Annotated in this window: 23 protein-coding genes; 15 read left to right on the plus strand and 8 right to left on the minus strand. The window is 48.6% G+C overall.

The window, feature by feature from the left end:
• The first annotated feature begins 3 nt into the window (after positions 1–3).
• From ACXAC1_RS09305 to znuB, 7 genes are all read left to right on the plus strand, one after another.
• Positions 4–588, plus strand: a complete 585-nt coding sequence (locus ACXAC1_RS09305; protein ID WP_475061162.1) for a DUF1007 family protein — start codon at positions 4–6, stop codon at positions 586–588.
• A gap of 41 nt (positions 589–629) precedes the next feature.
• Positions 630–1,262 carry a LysE family translocator gene (locus ACXAC1_RS09310; RefSeq protein ID WP_475061164.1) on the plus strand — a complete coding sequence of 211 codons (633 nt, stop codon included), beginning with the start codon at positions 630–632 and terminating at the stop codon, positions 1,260–1,262.
• A 34-nt stretch (positions 1,263–1,296) separates the two neighbouring features.
• The gene (locus ACXAC1_RS09315; RefSeq protein WP_475061166.1) at positions 1,297–1,908 is read left to right on the plus strand and encodes a MarC family protein; all 612 of its coding nucleotides are present in this window, start codon (positions 1,297–1,299) and stop codon (positions 1,906–1,908) included.
• An 80-nt stretch (positions 1,909–1,988) separates the two neighbouring features.
• Positions 1,989–2,978, plus strand: a complete 990-nt coding sequence (locus ACXAC1_RS09320; RefSeq protein WP_475061169.1) for a nickel/cobalt transporter — start codon at positions 1,989–1,991, stop codon at positions 2,976–2,978.
• Positions 2,978–3,487 (plus strand): Fur family transcriptional regulator, encoded by a 510-nt coding sequence (locus tag ACXAC1_RS09325; protein ID WP_475061172.1) that lies wholly within the window; start codon positions 2,978–2,980, stop codon positions 3,485–3,487. The genes ACXAC1_RS09320 and ACXAC1_RS09325 overlap by 1 nt, the downstream gene beginning before the upstream one ends.
• The gene (gene znuC, locus ACXAC1_RS09330) at positions 3,484–4,266 is read left to right on the plus strand and encodes a zinc ABC transporter ATP-binding protein ZnuC (RefSeq protein ID WP_199462663.1); all 783 of its coding nucleotides are present in this window, start codon (positions 3,484–3,486) and stop codon (positions 4,264–4,266) included. Before ACXAC1_RS09325 ends, znuC begins: the two co-directional genes overlap by 4 nt.
• Positions 4,267–4,283: 17 nt before the next feature.
• The gene (znuB, locus tag ACXAC1_RS09335; RefSeq protein WP_475061174.1) at positions 4,284–5,075 is read left to right on the plus strand and encodes a zinc ABC transporter permease subunit ZnuB; all 792 of its coding nucleotides are present in this window, start codon (positions 4,284–4,286) and stop codon (positions 5,073–5,075) included.
• A gap of 109 nt (positions 5,076–5,184) precedes the next feature.
• Here znuB and ACXAC1_RS09340 read toward each other — a convergent pair whose 3' ends face one another.
• The 4 genes from ACXAC1_RS09340 to ACXAC1_RS09355 are packed head-to-tail and all read right to left on the minus strand — an operon-like array spanning position 5,185 to position 7,585.
• Positions 5,185–5,652, minus strand: a complete 468-nt coding sequence (locus tag ACXAC1_RS09340) for a DoxX family protein (protein WP_475061177.1) — start codon at positions 5,650–5,652, stop codon at positions 5,185–5,187.
• 10 nt (positions 5,653–5,662) lie between these two features.
• Entirely contained in the window at positions 5,663–6,421 is a 759-nt protein-coding gene (locus ACXAC1_RS09345) for an HvfC/BufC family peptide modification chaperone (RefSeq protein WP_475061180.1), read from the minus strand.
• Positions 6,405–7,301, minus strand: coding sequence for an MNIO family bufferin maturase (bufB, locus tag ACXAC1_RS09350; RefSeq protein ID WP_475061182.1), 897 nt, complete (start codon positions 7,299–7,301; stop codon positions 6,405–6,407). Before bufB ends, ACXAC1_RS09345 begins: the two co-directional genes overlap by 17 nt.
• Positions 7,302–7,309: 8 nt before the next feature.
• Positions 7,310–7,585, minus strand: a complete 276-nt coding sequence (locus ACXAC1_RS09355; RefSeq protein WP_199462659.1) for a BufA1 family periplasmic bufferin-type metallophore — start codon at positions 7,583–7,585, stop codon at positions 7,310–7,312.
• 242 nt (positions 7,586–7,827) lie between these two features.
• Between ACXAC1_RS09355 and ACXAC1_RS09360 the strand changes: the two genes are divergently transcribed.
• On the plus strand, positions 7,828–7,950 hold the full coding sequence (locus tag ACXAC1_RS09360) for a hypothetical protein (RefSeq protein WP_266099414.1): 123 nt from the start codon (positions 7,828–7,830) through the stop codon (positions 7,948–7,950).
• 71 nt (positions 7,951–8,021) lie between these two features.
• Here ACXAC1_RS09360 and ACXAC1_RS09365 read toward each other — a convergent pair whose 3' ends face one another.
• The 4 genes from ACXAC1_RS09365 to ACXAC1_RS09380 all read right to left on the minus strand — a co-directional run bounded on the left by ACXAC1_RS09365 (position 8,022) and on the right by ACXAC1_RS09380 (position 9,935).
• On the minus strand, positions 8,022–8,219 hold the full coding sequence (locus ACXAC1_RS09365; protein ID WP_228190532.1) for a zf-HC2 domain-containing protein: 198 nt from the start codon (positions 8,217–8,219) through the stop codon (positions 8,022–8,024).
• Positions 8,216–8,842, minus strand: coding sequence for an RNA polymerase factor sigma-70 (locus tag ACXAC1_RS09370; RefSeq protein WP_475061185.1), 627 nt, complete (start codon positions 8,840–8,842; stop codon positions 8,216–8,218). Before ACXAC1_RS09370 ends, ACXAC1_RS09365 begins: the two co-directional genes overlap by 4 nt.
• A gap of 89 nt (positions 8,843–8,931) precedes the next feature.
• On the minus strand, positions 8,932–9,384 hold the full coding sequence (locus ACXAC1_RS09375) for a hypothetical protein (RefSeq protein WP_475061187.1): 453 nt from the start codon (positions 9,382–9,384) through the stop codon (positions 8,932–8,934).
• Complete coding sequence (locus ACXAC1_RS09380; protein WP_475061189.1) at positions 9,384–9,935, minus strand: gamma carbonic anhydrase family protein; 552 nt, start codon at positions 9,933–9,935, stop codon at positions 9,384–9,386. The genes ACXAC1_RS09375 and ACXAC1_RS09380 overlap by 1 nt, the downstream gene beginning before the upstream one ends.
• A gap of 166 nt (positions 9,936–10,101) precedes the next feature.
• Between ACXAC1_RS09380 and prlC the strand changes: the two genes are divergently transcribed.
• The 7 genes from prlC (at position 10,102) to ACXAC1_RS09415 (ending at position 17,420) form a co-directional block, all read left to right on the plus strand.
• The gene (gene prlC, locus ACXAC1_RS09385; RefSeq protein ID WP_475061191.1) at positions 10,102–12,132 is read left to right on the plus strand and encodes an oligopeptidase A; all 2,031 of its coding nucleotides are present in this window, start codon (positions 10,102–10,104) and stop codon (positions 12,130–12,132) included.
• Between the two features lie 293 nt (positions 12,133–12,425).
• Entirely contained in the window at positions 12,426–12,686 is a 261-nt protein-coding gene (locus ACXAC1_RS09390; RefSeq protein ID WP_475061194.1) for a YheV family putative zinc ribbon protein, read from the plus strand.
• A gap of 138 nt (positions 12,687–12,824) precedes the next feature.
• Positions 12,825–13,775 carry an ABC transporter substrate-binding protein gene (locus ACXAC1_RS09395; protein ID WP_475061198.1) on the plus strand — a complete coding sequence of 317 codons (951 nt, stop codon included), beginning with the start codon at positions 12,825–12,827 and terminating at the stop codon, positions 13,773–13,775.
• Between the two features lie 2 nt (positions 13,776–13,777).
• A complete protein-coding gene (locus tag ACXAC1_RS09400; RefSeq protein WP_475061200.1) occupies positions 13,778–14,791 on the plus strand; it encodes a FecCD family ABC transporter permease in 1,014 nt (337 codons plus the stop codon).
• A complete protein-coding gene (locus ACXAC1_RS09405; protein ID WP_475061203.1) occupies positions 14,784–15,812 on the plus strand; it encodes a FecCD family ABC transporter permease in 1,029 nt (342 codons plus the stop codon). Before ACXAC1_RS09400 ends, ACXAC1_RS09405 begins: the two co-directional genes overlap by 8 nt.
• A 14-nt stretch (positions 15,813–15,826) precedes the next feature.
• Entirely contained in the window at positions 15,827–16,642 is an 816-nt protein-coding gene (locus tag ACXAC1_RS09410; RefSeq protein WP_475061206.1) for an ABC transporter ATP-binding protein, read from the plus strand.
• A 1-nt stretch (position 16,643) separates the two neighbouring features.
• Positions 16,644–17,420, plus strand: coding sequence for an IucA/IucC family C-terminal-domain containing protein (locus ACXAC1_RS09415; RefSeq protein ID WP_475063809.1), 777 nt, complete (start codon positions 16,644–16,646; stop codon positions 17,418–17,420).
• Positions 17,421–17,458: the final 38 nt, after the last annotated feature.

A 17,458-nucleotide genomic window follows, 5' to 3' on the forward strand; every position in this document is an offset into this window, starting at 1 on the left:
TCTATGTTGAGCTGGCGTCGCTGTATTTGTAAAGCTATGAGTGCAAGTTTGTTATGGCTTGGAGCAGGGCAGGTGCTGGCTCATCCGCATATTTGGATCGACTCTTATTACCAGGTCAATCTAACGACACCTGCGATTCAGACGGTCGATGCCTACTGGAAGTTTGATGTGTTTTCCAGTCTCGACATGTTGATGGCTTTTGATCAAAATGCTGATGGGCAATTAAGTGGCGCTGAGAAATCAGAGGCTGCTTTAGCTATGACCAACCTTGCGCAATACGGTTACTTTCTAAAGATTAAGGTCAATGATCGGAAGTTAAAACCTACTCATGTTGAGATCGTTAATGTGGGCATCAGTGATCAAGCCTTAACTGTTCACCTAGGTATAGTGCTTCCCGAAACGATAGATTTACAAACCAGTACCCTTCATTTGGGTTTTGGCGACCCTGAAAATTATTTTGCCTTGGTCACTCCTGATGAAGGCTTGATTAAATTGACCGGAATGATGGCGGAAACCTGCACACCAGCAGAGCAAGAAGCCGATGAATTCTATATGGAAGGTTGGGTCGACCTTCACTGTGACACCTAGTCCTTAGGCTGTCGTGTTCCTAATTTGATTGAGAGCGTCCTATGATCGAGCAATTCCAATGGTTGCCATTTTTACTGGCGATAACGGTGTTAACCATGAGTCCTGGAGTGGACACTTTATTGGTGCTTCGTAGCTCTGCCGTGGCAGGCTGGCGTGTAGGCTTCGTGTGCAGCTTAGGTATTTGTTTGGGCTTGTTTGCCCATGCCACGATTTCAGCCCTAGGCCTGTCGGTGATTTTATTAGGTTCTGCGACCTTTTTTACGGCCTTCAAAATAGCTGGTGCTCTGTATTTGGTCTACTTAGGGGTACAAGCTTTGCGCAGCGCTTGGCGACCTCAAGGACTGACACTGAATGTGCCAGAAGGGCGTCAGATGAATGCTAAACTGGCGTTTCGTCAGGGTATCTTGTCGAACATCCTAAACCCTAAGACTATTGTGTTTTATATGGCGTTTTTGCCGCAGTTTATTAACCCAGAATATTCTGCCGTGGCGCAATCTCTGTTTATGGCTGCCCTTCACTTTATCATAGCGATGGTGTGGCAAACGTTTCTTGCGGTGATGGTTCACCGAGCAAGAGTATGGCTGGCGCGACCAAAAGTGGCGCAAGTCTTGGATAGCTTAACCGGCGTATTGCTGGTGGGCTTTGGCATCAAACTGGCACTGACGCAACGCTGATCGCGAACGCACTGCCGATCTAGGTACTCCTATCATGAGTCTATTACTGTCCACGTGGATTAAGTTTTTCTTCCTATTTGCTCCGTTTTTCGTGATGTCGATGTTTTTGGCACTGACACGCGGTGAAACCCCAGAATCCCGCCGTCATGTGGCCAATAAGTCGATTATTGCCGCATTAGCGATCGCTTTAGTGTTGATGTTCTTTGGCAGCACTTTGTTTGCGGTATTAGGGATTACACTGGATTCTTTTCGAATCGGTGCGGGCATCCTGCTGTTTATGTCTGCCATCAGTTTGGTGAAAGACGGTACTCGTAACCATGCTACGGGGATGCCGAACGAAGAGCGTGATGATATCTCTGTGGTGCCGCTCGCGGTGCCGACCATCATTGGTCCGGCGACGATTGGTACAATCTTGGTTTACGGTGCGGAGTTCAAAGGCTGGGAGTTTGTTATTGGCGTAATGGGCTTAGTCGCAGCGCTATTGACTCTAGGCGTGTTGTTATACTGCAGTTCGATTATTGAGCGCTTATTAGGCCGCACAGGTCTGAATATTCTATCGAAGATCACCGGCTTGATTTTGGCAGCGATGGCGGCGCAAATCTTTATGGGTGGTGTGATGGGCTTCTTGCATCCTGCGACCAGTTAAGGTGAAAATCAATCTTATTAACCTAGCAAACCAAAATGTTATATTGTAACATTTTGGTTTTGGTGTTTTTGGAGCTCAGTGTGCGCAATATAAAGTGGTTAAGCATTTTATTGATGTTGCTGTCCAGCACTGCATGGGCGGCTGACCAGACGTTTGTCTTTGAAATGGGACGCTGGGTCATGGAGCAGCAGCGTGATTTTCACCGTGAATTAGCGCGTTTGGTGCAAACCTTAGCCAAGCAAGAAAGCCCTGCGTTAATCGGTAGTTTGCTGGTGGCTAGCTTCCTGTATGGTGTATTTCATGCGGCCGGCCCCGGCCATGGTAAAGCGGTAATCGGTTCTTACCTACTTGCTACTAAGGCACCGTTGCGTAAGGGGGTTCAGCTGTCTTTTATCTCCGCTCTGGCGCAAGGTGTGGTGGCGATTCTCTTGGTTTGGGGGATGGCGCAGTTACTCGATATTGCTGGTGCCATCACTGAAACCACCCGTGTCCTTGAGCTGGCTTCTTATGCCGCTATTGGTTTGATTGGTATTTGGATGCTGTGGCGTTTGGCACAAGGTAAATCCAGTTGTGGGCACGATCACAGTAAGGATCATTTGCACGATCACAGTCACCACGATTGTGGTCATCATGAGCATAGCCACTGTGAGCATCATGATCATAGTCATAAGCATGAATGTAAGCACCATGCTCATCAGCATGATGCAAAGCTTTTGGATGCGCCTGATGAGGAAGTAAAAACAGCCAAGCGCAGCACCATAGCCATGGTGTCTGCGATTGGTATTCGCCCGTGTACGGGGGCGGTCTTAGTGCTGTTGTTTGCCACCAGCACAGGCATTTTTCAATGGGGCGTATTAGCGACCTTGGTGATGTCGTTAGGCACGGGCTTAACGGTATCTGCGTTAGCATTACTGAGTGTATTGTTTCGCGATGGCAGCTTTGCATTAAGCCCCAGTCGATGGCGACAACGGGTGACACGCCTATTGGGTGTGCTTGCCGCGTGTGCCTTAATTTTTATCAGTGTCACGATGATTTACAGTGACCTACAAGTTGCAGGGCGGGCATTCTAATGACCGAACACCACCACTCTCATACGGCTGGCCATGATCATGCACACAATCATGATGTATGCATTGAGCAGGCCTTGGAAACCGCTGAAACGGTTTGTTCTGAGCAAGGCCAGCGTCTAACCAAAGTGCGCCGACGCGCGCTTGAGCTGATTTGGCAAAGCCACCGCCCTCTTGGGGCGTATCAGCTATTGGCGAAGCTAGCAGAAGAGGGCTTTAACTCGGCTCCGCCAACGGTTTATCGTGCCTTGGACTTTCTGATGTCGGCAGGCTTGATTCACAAGGTAGAGTCTATGAACGCCTACCTCGGCTGTGCCCACGCCGATAAGCCGCACAAGGGCTATTTCTTAATCTGTGATGACTGCCAAAACGTGATGGAATTTGATTACCAAGACATTCACCAATCGTTGATTGATAAGGCTGCGGAGCAGGGTTTTGAACTGCGTGCTGAAACCATTGAATTGACCGGTTTATGTGCCGATTGCCGTACTCAGGAAGCGCCTGCATCATGAGTACACGATTAGCAGAGCTGCAAGATATTGGCATTCGTTTTGGGGAGCGCCAACTGCTGAGCAATATCAATATGACCCTGCATCAAGGGGAGATTGTGACGCTGATCGGCCCGAATGGCAGTGGTAAGAGTACTTTGATTCGTACCCTCTTAGGCTTGCAAGAGCCTACCACTGGTAAAGTGGTGCGCCATGATCATTTGCGAATTGGTTACATGCCTCAAAAACTGCATATTGATCCAACCTTACCACTAACGGTTAAGCACTTTTTAGGCTTGGTACGTGGCGTGAATAAAAAAGACATTCGCCCTACGCTCAATAAAGTGGGTATTCCGCACTTAGAAAACTCCCAAGTACATGTGTTGTCCGGTGGTGAAACACAACGATTGCTATTGGCCCGTGCACTGTTGAATCGCCCTAATTTATTGGTATTGGATGAACCGGTACAAGGGGTCGATGTCAGTGGTCAGGTAGAACTGTACAACCTAATCGATGTGATTCGCAAAGAGCTAAACTGTGGTGTTTTGATGATTTCCCATGATTTGCACTTGGTGATGGCACAAACGGATACGGTGGTGTGTATCAATCAGCATGTGTGTTGTTCAGGTTCTCCACAGCATGTCAAAGGCCACCCCGCGTATCAGGCTCTGTTCGGCATCCCTGGTGCGGATTCGTCCTTGGCGATTTATGCCCACAATCATAATCACGTGCACGATGACAGTGGTGAAGTGGTCGAAGAAGGCCATGTACACACGGCTAGTTGCCAGCATCATACTCATTAATCGGAGATTTCTAGAACATGCTTGAACTGTTAATGAGAGCCTTGATTGGCGGCGTTGGTGTGGCAGCCGTTGCGGGGCCGTTAGGTGCGTTCGTCGTTTGGCGACGGATGGCATACTTTGGCGATACCTTAGCGCACTCTGCTTTACTGGGTGTGGCGTTGGGTTTCTTGTTGGATATTAATTTGAACTTCGCCATTGTGGTGCTGTGTGTTGGCTTGGCATTGGTGCTGGTGGCGTTGCAGAAAAAACACATCATCGCGACGGATACATTGCTGGGCATCTTAGCCCATTCCGCTTTGTCGCTGGGACTGGTGGCGGTTAGCTTTTTGGACAATGTGCGCATTGATCTGATGGCGTACTTATTTGGTGATTTGCTTGCCATCAGTCAGACAGACTTATATTGGATTTATGGCGGCGGCTTATTAGTGATGAGCTTGTTAGTGACCTTCTGGCGTCCTTTGCTGGCTCTGACCGTGAATGAAGAGTTGGCGAAAGTGGAAGGTTATCCAGTTGAAGCCATCCGCCTGTTGCTAATGCTGTTGGTGGCGGTGGTCATCGCGGTGGCGATGAAGATCGTTGGTGTTTTGCTGATTACGTCTTTGATGATCATTCCTGCCGCAACGTCGCGTAAGCTTTCACAGACGCCTGTACAGATGGCGTCTATGGCAGGCGTATTAGGGTGTTTGTCGGTGTGTGGCGGCTTGTGGGCGTCGTATCATTGGGATACACCAACTGGCCCAAGTGTGGTGGTGTGTGCAGCGCTTCTATTTTTGATTGCTTACACTCTGCCGATTCGTAAGACGGCTTAAACTAAACGCTGATCGCTAAGTAAGAGTTAAAAATGCGACATCTTGAGAGATCAAGGTGTCGCATTTTTTATGGCGTATTACTTAGGCTCTTAATTTAATGAAACGCTTTTTAGCGAGTGAGAAGGTTGTCAAGAGAAACACGTCCAGCGCCTTGTTTCATGAGCAGCAATGCCATGGCTGCCCAAGAAGCATGCAAGGCATAGGCACTAGGGTAAACAAAGATTTGAATCACTAGGGTCATGGCCAAAATTCCCACAGCGCCTAATCGCGTGAACAGGCCCAGTATGAGCAAAATGGGCAGTACATGCTCGGCAGCGGTGGCGAGATAAGCCGCGAGATTGGCTGGGATCAGAGGTAGGGCGTACTCATACTCAAATAAGAAGAATGTGGATTCCTTTATGGTAGGTAAGCCAAATTCAAATTGCCCCGCCAGCGGGTTAAAAGCGAAGCCTTCGATTTTGGTCTGTCCTGACAGCCAAAATACAGTGGCCAGAGCGAACCGAGTTAACAACAGAATGAGTGCTTCTGGAAGGGGGCGAAACAACTGTTCGGGAACACGCGTTAACAGGTTTAGCATAATCTGGCTCCTAAGATTCGTAAATATCTGAGAAAACTTCCCAAGTCATTAATTTTGCAAGAGTTTGTCCTAAGTCGAAGGACTCGCTTTCAGGCAATGCTTGGCTCAAGCTAGGGTTCTTTTTTAACGCAGTAATGAACTCGAACTCAATGCTGCTGAGTGTGTAAATACAGCCGTAAAGGCCAGATTTTGTGAGCATCAAGTAGTCCGTTTGCTGAAGCTGTAATTGACTCAAGTCTTGCTGTTGTTGCTTATGCGCTAGGTAAAGTTGTCCGACGGCGTAAGGATAGCTTAGTAGTTCACATTGTGAGCAAAGTAACAGTTGTAAGGCTTCTGGGTTACTGGCTTGGCTGAGACGTTGTTGCGCTTCTATGAGAGATAAATGAGTCGGCTCAGCGCTATGTGTCATCTGCAAAAGTCGGTATTCAAGGTCACACAAACTGGCTAGATAGGGCAATGATTGGGCTGCAAAGAAATGACTGACAAATTCACTGAATTGATCACCGTACTCGCTCAGGATTGCCGATTCAGGAGGGTGTCGATCCACATATTGGCGTGCCATGGCATTAAAAAAAGCGTCACCCACCACTTGCTTACACACGGGAAAAATCTCCCCAAGGGCTTCCATCAGGGAGACAAACACATTGTTGCGGTAGACGTTTAGGCGTTGTGTGCGCTCTGCGAGCGAGTGGCCCTTAATTTCGTTGAGTAAATCTTCTTGCTCCAGTTCGTTTGTGGAAAACAGAGCCTGACTAAATTGTTGCTGCATTCTGTGCCTCCTTTACTAAGGCTCGAATACGGTCGGCCATACCTGCCTCTTCTCGTAACACGGACAACTCAGGAAAATTGCCATCACGTTCAATCAGAGTTGGACAATCTCCTATCAGCTCAAGTGTGTGCTGATAAAGGTGCCAGACATCGGTGGTTACCGGTTGATCATGTGAGTCGATCTTCAGTGCGGGTTGCGCCTTCTCGTCTAAAGTATGTCCTGCTAAATGTATCTGCTGAACGGCCTGTAACGGGAAGGTTCGTAAATAATCATAAGGGTTACGTTGATGATTAAAGCAAGAGACATCAACGTTATTCACGTCGAGTAGAAGCCCACAGCCTGTGCGTTTGACCAATTCCGCGATAAAGTCAGTTTCTTCCATGGCGCTTGAGCAAAACTCGAAATAGGTAGAAGGGTTCTCGATTAATATCTGGCGTTTGAGTCGTGCTTGTACTTGGTCAACGTGCTCACACAGTCGCTGCAACCGATCTTCGGTGTAGGGCACTGGCAGTAAGTCATTAAAGAAATATTGCTGGTGAGTAGACCAAGCCAAGTGCTCTGAAAATACGGCGGGTTGAACTCGTTCCACTAAGCGTGCAACGCGTTCTAAATGCTCAAGGTTGAGCTTCTCATCACCTCCTAAGGATAAGCCCACACCATGTACACTGATGTCATACAGGTTTCGAATCTTTTCAAGATAATGACGTGCGGGACCGCCTTCACTTAAATAGTTTTCGGCATGGATCTCAAAAAAGCCAACCTTAGGTTGTGTCGCTAAGACTTGCTCGTAATAGCAAGGCTTTAAGCTGATCCCTGTTTGCTGGGCAAAGCCTGAGGGTAAAGATTTACCCTCGGCTTGCGGCTTACTAAAGGTCATCATGACAGCCCTTAGAATGCTTCCAATTTACCGTGACCAGAAGGAGACGTTGGCGAGTCCATTTCCATACATGTGCCAGCTGGAACCAGTTTCCAAGCATTGCCTTGGTAATCCATAGTCGATGTGCCGGCACAAGAAGTACCTGGGCCTGCGGCACAGTCATTTTGACCAGCAAGCGCTACGCCGTAGCATTTTTCTTTAGATGCGGCTTGGGCTGGAACCGCCACAGCAGATAGAGCAACAGCAGTACCTAAAGCAAGAGCAAGGGAAGTGTTTTTAGTAGACATAACGTTTTCCTCTAATGAGATAATGTTGATTTGCCTACATTGGACGAGAGGCTTTTTGAATTTCTTACACATCATTTCAAAAAAAGATAATTTTTTCTCAAAGAAAATGTTTTTTTTAATGTGGCGGTTTTGTGACTTATGTATTAAGTTTTTATGACAATTGCTTTTGAGGGGTGGGAGTTTCTCTTCAATAAGCGTAAAGTGAAGTTCTTAACTCATTGAATTATAAGGAGACTACGGATATGTCTAAGAAAGAAGTTAAAGCAATTAAATCAGAGATTAAAGCACGTAAAGAAAAAGTGGCTAAGCAAAAAGATAAAATTGCTAAATTGAAAAAGTCACTTAAAAAGAAATCTGCAAAATAAGTTTTGCTGGATTTAAAGCGGGGCCAACATGGCCCCGTTTTGCTTTATAGCGGTTATGTCATGAATGCCTGTTATTTGTCTTGCGCAGATGTGTCAGACGCTTTGACATAGCGCTGGCTTAAGTCACGCAGATTCAGCATTTGTTTGCCAAATTGGCGACAGGCTGGGCACATGGCTGTGTGTAAACCTAGGTTCACTTTTTCACTGTTTGTCAGGTTACGATCGAGTCGTTCTGATAAAAGCTGTGTGGCTTGTGTGCATTTCATCATGGTGTGTTCTCTCCGATAAACCAGTTATCTTCTAGACATTCACGCAGGCGTAGGCGAGCACGGAACAAGGTCGTGTTCAGGTTGCTCACACTGACTTCTTCATTTTCACAGATCTCTTTAGTTTCCAGCTCAAGGAATTCTCGCATCATAAAATAGCGGCTATGCTTCGCTGGCAAAGCTTCTAAACAGACATCAAATGTGCGCCAAAAATGAGAGTTTTCAATATCGTGATCTGGCTCATCCCATTTTTTTGGACGCTCGCTTTTTTGCCAATGGCCTTTTTCATTAAATAGATCTTCTAGTAAAGCTTCGTCACTTCGGCCTGCGCCTTCTTCTAATAAACTGACGTTGGTATAACGCTTTTCCTTACGCAAAATATCAATCAATTTATTTTTCAGGATGGCAAACACCCAAGTTTTCAAGGCAGCTTGACGATTAAAACGGTCAATATTTTGATAAGCGGATAGCATGGCTTCTTGAACGGCATCTTCGGCAAGCGCTTCGTTGCGAACTTGTAAGATAGCGAATTTAAGCATCTGACTGCGTAGCGCTTCCATAAATTCAGTATCTTGGAATAGCTGACTAGAGGCTTGTTCGTTGGAGCGAGATAGGGTTTGGGTCATGTTAAATCTCGGCTTGTCGTTTTATGAAAAATCAATTTATCGAATTAGACGAATCAAGCCGAGGTTTTATTACAAGACGATACAAAAAATTATGGATTCAAAGCCTGCATCGCGTTAGCGAGCGTGTCAGCGTTATAAGGTGGTCGCAAAGAGCCTGCAAACTTCCCGTCTGGGTTAATTAATAAAATTTTGTCTTGATGAAGCTGATATTTCTCAGCACTAGTGACTTGGGCAAGGTCTGAGTAAACCGCCTGAGTGGCTGGTACTATGTGTACGCCTAATGTGGCAAGTTGAACCATGGTGCCTTGGCAGACTGCATCGCAGAACTCAGGCTGTAAGCGGATAGCTTGCCATGAGTTGCTATCGAGTCGCTCAATGGGTGGTATCTGGCGTGGAAACTCTAGCAGTTGAATTCCAAGCTCAGCTTGTTTGGCTTCATCTAGGGCTGGGCCTGCAAAATGGTTTTGGTAGGACTGAGTCGCCACCCAGAATGCACCAGCGACCAGTGCCACGCCAATGAACCTTGCGCTTAAACGACTCATTAAGCTTCTCCAGCCGCCTGAGCTTCTGCTAGGTACTCGTCTTTCAGTTTGACGTAATTTAGGCCTGCGTATTGGAAGTACTCGATCTCTTTTTCAGATAGAGGGCGGGCTTGTTTTACGGGTGATCCCATGTATAAGTAGCCTGATTCTAGACGCTTACCCGGTGGTACTAGGGAGCCTGCGCCAATGATCACTTCGTCTTCAATCACGGCACCGTCTAAGATAGTCGTGCCCATGCCGACTAGAACTTTATTGCCGATCTTACAGCCGTGTAACATGGCCATATGGCCAACGGTTACATCATCACCGATTTCAAGCGGGTGACCTTCTGGCTTGTAGGTGCTGGCATGGGTGATGTGTAGGCAGGAGTTGTCTTGGATACTGGTACGCTGGCCGATACGGATACGGTGCATATCACCACGTATGGCAACCAATGGCCAAACCGAGCTGTCCTCGCCGATTTCCACATCGCCGATGATCACAGCACTGTCGTCGACCCATACTCGTGCTCCAAAACTTGGCGTGTGGCCGCGAAATGATTTAACTGGCATTCTCTCTTCCTTAGCACACACAGTGCAGCATTAATGAAAGCTATGGGTGTGATCGACGTTTCCCCATTGAAAAAGCGTCAAGACCACATATCTTATAAGACAGTACTAACCCTATTTCAGCTGGAGTGTTTTGGCACTCAGCAAACGCCAAAAAGGATAACACGATATGACACAATCCGTATGGGATGCCACGACATTGCCAGAATTTTCCAAAGTCGAGCCAAAGAACATCGTCGCCGACTTAGAAGCGTTGCTAGAGAAGAACCGCAATGACATCGCTGCGGTCGTTGAAAAAAACGCACAGCCAACGTGGGCAAGTCTGGTCACGCCTTTGGATGAAATCCACGATCGCCTAAGCCAATTCTGGTCGCCGATCAGTCACCTAAACTCGGTACAAAACACGCCAGAGATTCGTGAAGCCTACAATGCCAGTTTGCCAAAGCTAAGCGACTACTACACAGAGCTGGGTCAAAATAAAGCCCTGTACGACGCTTACAAAGCCCTAGCCGAAAGCGATGAGGCTAAATCTCTGACACCAGCGCAAGCTGAAGCGCTAACGCAAACTATCTGTGATTTTGAATTATCGGGCGTCGGTCTAGAAGGGGAGCCAAAGAAACGTTACGGTGAAATCAGCGCGCGCCTATCTGAGCTAGGCAGCCAGTTTGGTGAAAACGTATTGGACTCGACCCGAGCGTGGAGCAAGTTGATCACTGATGAAGCAGAGCTTGCAGGTCTACCTGAATCAGCCCTTGCCCAAGCCAAGCAAATGGCGCAAGCGAAAGAACAAGAAGGCTGGTTATTTACGTTAGATATCCCTTCTTACTTACCTGTAATGAGCTATGCAGACAGCCAAGCACTGCGCAAAGAAATGTACACGGCGTACGCAACACGCGCGTCTGAGCTAAGCAGCGAAGGTAAATTCGACAACGCTCCATTGATCGATGAAATCCTAGCCCTTCGCCATGAAATGGCTCAGATCCTTGGTTTCGAAAACTACGCTGAACTATCTGTTGCAACAAAAATGGCGGAAAGTGGTCAGCAAGTTGTGGACTTCTTGAGTGATCTTGCCGTGAAGTCTAAACCTTCTGCTGAAAGTGATTTAGCTGACCTGAAAGCGTTTGCTAAAGCAGAGCACGGTGTTGAAGAACTAAATTCTTGGGATGTGGGCTACTACGCGGAGAAACTGCGCGAGAAGAAATATTCCATTTCGCAAGAAGTGTTACGCCCTTACTTCCCGATTAACAAAGTGCTGTCGGGCTTGTTCCATACGGCACAAACCTTGTTCGGTGTGGATATTCGCGAAGAGTCTGATTTTGATACGTACCACAAAGACGTTCAGCTGTTTACCATCTCTAAAAATGGTGAAGACATTGCTCGCTTCTTCTTAGATCCTTACGCTCGTGAAGGCAAGCGTGGTGGCGCTTGGATGGACGAATGCCGTGTGCGTCGTCGTTTAGACGATGGCCGTTTGCAGCTACCTGTGGCGTACCTAGTTTGTAACTTCACCCAGCCAATCGGCGATAAGCCTGCTTTGCTGACTCATGATGAGGTTACTACCTTGTTCCATGAATTCGGTCACGGCTTGCACCACATGCTGACGCAGGTAGAAGTCTCGTCGGTATCGGGCATCAATGGCGTAGCGTGGGATGCGGTTGAGTTGCCAAGTCAGTTTATGGAAAACTGGTGCTGGGAGCCGGAAGCCCTAGCGCACATTGCTGGTCACTTCGAAACCAACGAGCCACTGCCTCAAGACTTGTTAGATAAAATGCTCGCGGCGAAGAACTTCCAGTCTGGTATGCAGATGGTACGTCAATTGGAGTTCTCTCTATTCGACTTCCGTTTACACCGTGAATACCAAGACGGCATCAAGGCGCAAGACGTATTAGACGAGGTGCGCAGCCAAGTAGCGGTCACTGTCCCACCAGCGTTTAACCGTTTCCAGAACAGCTTCTCGCACATCTTTGCGGGTGGCTATGCGGCCGGTTACTACAGCTACAAATGGGCGGAAGTGTTGTCTGCGGATGCGTTCTCAAAATTCGAGGAAGATGGCATTTTCAACACTGAAACCGGTGCCCACTTCCGTGATACCATATTGGCAAACGGCGGTTCACGCCCAGCGGCCGAGCTATTTGAAGCTTTCCGTGGCCGTGAGCCAAGTGTCGATGCGCTACTGCGTCATAGTGGCATTGCAGCTTAGAATCTGCTTTGAGTAATAACAGATCAGCAAAGGCATATTGCTCCAGACGGTCGGTCGACGCCATCCATGGCGTCTGCTTTTGAGTAATAACCGCTTAATCAAACAAGCTCTATGATCTAATTAGGTGAAGCTTGCGTTCCTTTTAAACAGCCACCAAGGAGGGTGGCGCGAGGGCTCTGGCGCAAGGATGCGCCACGCCCGAGTGAAAAGGAACCAAGTGCAAGCCAAGCTAAAAAGCGAGCGTCGCTAAGGTAAAAAAGCATCGAGCCAGTACCAATAAACCGAGGTAAGAAATGACAGTTAAACGCTTTATCGCGGGGGCAGTATGCCCACGTTGTAATGAGATGGATAAGATTCGTGCATGGCGTGATGACGAAGCTGAAAAGCAGTACCGTGAATGTGTCGCTTGTGGTTACGAAGATGAGCAATCGACTGTTGTGCAAGCGCAGCCACAAGAGTTAGCTACCCGCGTTAACCAGCCGCATTCTTCTGCACCAGAAGGTGATACGGCAGTGATTAACTTTGTGCCCAATCCAGGTACTACAAAGCACTGACACTGTCGCTAGAGTTGCCAAATAGCGCTCCACAGAAGGGCTGACGCGTCGTTTAGATAAGTATATCATTGAATATGATAGTTATTATCATTAACATGTTTGGCTTATTCTATGACTCAAACCGCTTTAGGCCCTTGTATGAGCTCCTTTCTAAAACGCATTGCCTTGCGCCCGATCTTGGGTGTCTGTCTTTTACTATTCTCGTGCCTGCAAGGACAGTTATTCGCACAAGATAAACCTTACCGTGTCGATCATGCTATGGGTAGTACAACCGTGCCGTCTGAGCCATTGCGTATTGTTACCTTGTATCAAGGAGCAACAGATTCTGCGGTGGCGCTTGGAATTAAGCCCGTTGGCGTAGTGGAGTCTTGGGCGCAGAAGCCTAAGTATGATTATTTACGTACTTCGCTTGGAGGTGTGGAGTTAGTCGGTCTAGAAACTCAACCTAACCTAGAAGTGATTGCCCGCTTAAAACCTGATTTGATCATAGGAGCGAGCGCCCGCCATGAGAAAATCTATGGTCAGCTATCGCAGATTGCGCCAACGGTATTAGCCGATAATGTCTATGATTTCAAGCGCTCTTTAGAGCTAACGGCGCAAGCGACTGCGCGCGTCGAGCAGGGTGCTCAGCTCTGGCAAGATTGGCAAACGCGTATACAGAACTTTCGTGATCAACTGACTGCTCAGCAACCGCAATGGCCGTTGACAGCGTCAGTTTTGAATGTGCGTGCGGATCATTTGCGTTTGTATCTAGCAGAAAGCTTCCCAGGCGCGGTGCTTAAAGATATTGGCTTTGATTTTCCCATGTCTGGTCAAGCTGGTTGGGGTATTAAGCTGAAAACCAAGGAAGCTTTGCCAAGTGCTAACGCGGATGTGTTCTTTGTCATGCTGCACGGCGATGATGCGGCGGTGCGACAGAATTACGACGCTTGGCGTCAGCACCCTATGTGGCAGGTGTTAACTGCGCCTCGTAATGGTCAAGTATTCCAAGTGGATCGTGTTACTTGGCTGCTTTCAGGTGGGATCTTGGGTGCGAATTTGATGCTGGATGATTTGTCCGAGCTGTACCAGCTAACAACTGCGAACTGAGCATGTTGATTTCTTATCAAGCGCATGGTTTACGCCTAGGCTTATTGTCAGTCTCTTTGATGGCCTTGCTATTGAGCTTTATGATCAGTGTAGCTTTTGGCCAGTATGCGGTGCCATTGCAGAGTGTATGGACATCCTTCTGGCATTACGACCCCAACTCTATTGATCATGTGGTTATTCATACCACGCGATTATCTCGTGCGGTAGTCGCCTGTGTTGTCGGCGGGGCATTGGCGGTCTCGGGTGTATTGATGCAAACCTTAACGCGTAATCCGTTGGCGTCACCGGCGATCTTTGGTGTGAACGCGGGGGCGGTGTTTTTTATTGTGCTGTTCGCACAGTTCTTCTCGGTAGCCGCGTTGAATGACTATCTTTGGATCGCGTTCTTGGGGGCGACTATTGCCGGTGGATTGGTCTATGGCCTAGGTGCGATGGGGCGTGATGGCTTATCGCCAGTGCGCATTGTCTTGGCCGGTGCGGCGATTAGTGCACTGTTTGTCGCCTTTACCCAAGGATTGTTAGTGATTGGTCAAGAAGGTTTAGACAGTGTCTTGTTCTGGGTAGCTGGTTCGGTATCAGGGCGTGAGCTGGATGTGGTCGTACCGATTTTACCGTATCTTGGCGTAGGGCTACTGGTGGCTCTGCTGCTAGCGCCGCATATCAATATTCTGCTTTCTGGTGATGACATTGCCAAGGGCTTGGGCCAAAACACCTTACTGCTAAAAGTTGCCTTGAGTGTGCTGATTATCGGCTTGGCTGGTGCGTCGGTGGCGCTGGCGGGCAATATTGGGTTTATCGGCTTGGTGATCCCCCATATGGTGCGTGCTTTTGTGGGCAATGATCATAAGTGGCTGATTCCGCTGGCGGCGATCTGGGGCGCGAGTTTGCTGTTGCTGTCTGATGTACTAAGCCGTTTTGTATTGCCGCCTGTGGAAGTGCCCATTGGTGTGATCACTGCATTGATCGGCACGCCCTTCTTTATTTATCTAGCACGTAAGGGGCGTAAGCATGGCTAAGCATTGGGTTGCCCGTACGCGTTGGATTTCATTTTCAGTGCCCGTGCCCACGTTAGTGGCGTTGGCTTGCATTCTGATGGTCACTCTTGCCGTGATGTTGTTGTCGTTAGCCTTAGGGGAAACCTTGGTGACCCCACCGACGGTTATCGAGGCTTTACTGGCGCCTGCTAGCAGTGAATATGGTTTTGTTGTCGAGACGCTGCGTTTACCACGTATCTTGATGGCAGCCATGGTCGGTGCGGCGCTGGCGTTATCGGGCTTGGTGTTGCAGTCGATGATTCGTAATCCGTTGGCGTCGCCGGACATTATCGGTATTACCAGTGGCGCCTCAGCGGCGGCAGTGCTGTTTTTATCATTGTTCGCCAGCCTAGGTATGATCTGGCTTCCTTTGTTTGCTATTGCGGGGGCTTTGCTGGCGGCTTTGGCGATTTATGTCTTGGCTTGGCGCAGTGGCGTGACGCCTATGCGTTTGATTTTAGTCGGCATTGGCGTGTCGGCGGCCATGGGCGCGGTGACTACCTTGTTGATCTCGGTGAGCTCAACCGCAACCAGTATTACCGCTTACATCTGGCTCACCGGCAGTGTCTATGGTTCTGATTGGCAAGATGTTAAAGCGCTGATGCCTTGGCTACTGGTAACCTTGCCGCTGAGTTTATTTTTAGCGCGTCGTATCAATGCCCAAGAGTTGGGAGATCAGTTAGCTACTGGGCTTGGCTTATCGGTACAGCAGTTACGCTTAGTGTTGCTCGGTTTGAGTGTGTTACTGGCTGCGCCAGCGGTGGCCTATGCCGGAGCCGTAGGCTTTGTCGGCTTGATCGCGCCACATATTGCCCGTCGTTTGGTGACCCGCAGTTTTGCGGTGCTGATGCCGGCGACAGCAATGATCGGTGCTTGTTTAGTTATGTTGGCAGACCTGATCGGACGTACGCTGTTCCAGCCGTTGGATATCCCTGCTGGCGTGTTTGTTTCGGCGATTGGTGCACCGTTCTTTATTTATCTTCTTTACCGACAACGTTTTTAAGTGAGTGACGTGTTATGACCATATCTCAGACCAGTGTGCATCCGTTAACCTGTAAGCAGCTGACCCTTGGCTATGACAAAACCACGATCATTGATGCGTTGGATCTGGCTATTGAGCCGAACCAAATCACGGTGTTGGTGGGCAGCAATGGCTGTGGTAAATCGACCTTATTAAAGTCACTGGCGCGCTTGTTGAAGCCGAGCTCTGGCGAGATATTTTTGTACGATCAAAAGTTATTGCAGCAGTCGGGCAAAGACGTGGCGCGTAAGTTAGCTATCTTACCTCAGGGGCCCACCGCACCCGAAGGGTTAACCGTTGAACAGTTGGTGCGCCAAGGGCGTTACCCACATCAAAACTGGCTGCAGAGTTGGACCGAGCAAGACGAGCAGCTGGTGCAAAAAGCCCTGCGCGATACCCATATGCGGGACTTTGTCGAGCGTCCGATTGAGGCCCTATCTGGCGGCCAGCGCCAGCGTGCTTGGATCGCGATGGCACTGGCGCAAGACACGGAAATCTTGCTACTAGATGAGCCGACCACCTATTTGGATCTAACCCATCAAATTGAAATTTTAGATCTGTTGTTTGAACTGAATCGCACCCATAAAACCACCATTTTGATGGTGTTACACGATCTTAACTTAGCCTGTCGCTATGCCCATCAAATGGTGGCAGTGAAGCAGGGTAAGGTGTTTTGCCAAGGGGCCCCAGAAGACATATTGAACTTCGATATGGTAAAAAGCGTGTTCGGTATGGAATGCCATATAAGCCAAGACCCTCTGTTTGGTACGCCCATGTGTATCCCGTTTGGCAAGGGGCGTAAAGTTGGCTAATGTGGCGTTTACTGCAGCAGAGTGGCAAGCCCTCGCAGCCTATGGTCTAACGCAAGCTGATAGCGAAAATGAGGTGGGCTTTAGGGTTAATGCTGAGCAGTTAATCGACGATAAGACCTGTGTCGTGCTGCTGGAACAGATTCAACCAGCGCTGGGGGCGCCGAACCTTAAAGTGACGGCGTCATTGACCCTTAAACGCTGGGCTTTTTTAGTGTTGGCGCCGGTGCTCTATGCGCTATCGCGCTTTGATAAAGGCCTGGATGTTTCACTGGCTCAGTGTGAATTTGACTACGCCTTAAAAGGTCGTATCTGGCAGTCGAAACTGCCATTAAAAAGCGTGCAAGTCGCGCCATTGTGTAGTGATCGTGCTGCTTGGCGTGTGCAAGTGCTTAGACAAGCGTTTGCCGAACACCTGACGCCTGCCGTCGAGACAATGCATCGCTTAACTCGCTGTCCCAAGCGTATCCTGTGGGAAAACGTTGCCGTACGCGTGTTCAGTATTTATGAGCGTCGAGTATTACCAGGCTTAGAGGGCCAGCAAAAAGTCTTAGCGCAGGCAGATTATGCTTGGCTGTTGTCGCAGGAGGCGAGTGCGGTGTTTGGTCTGGAGAGTAACCCTATCGAGGAATTTGATAGCACCTTTACTGAATTGGAGCATGTCGGAGAAGCGGTACGTGTGCGCCGCACCTGTTGTTATTACTACCGCGCTACTGAGCCGCAGGAGTTTTGCAGTAACTGCCCGTTGCCAATGCGGCTTAATCGTAATAAACGGCCTTAAAAACGCCCGTTAGCTAAACTAGTGGGCGTTTTTATTGC

It is taken from the genome of Marinomonas sp. AWM4_232, assembly GCF_056158325.1.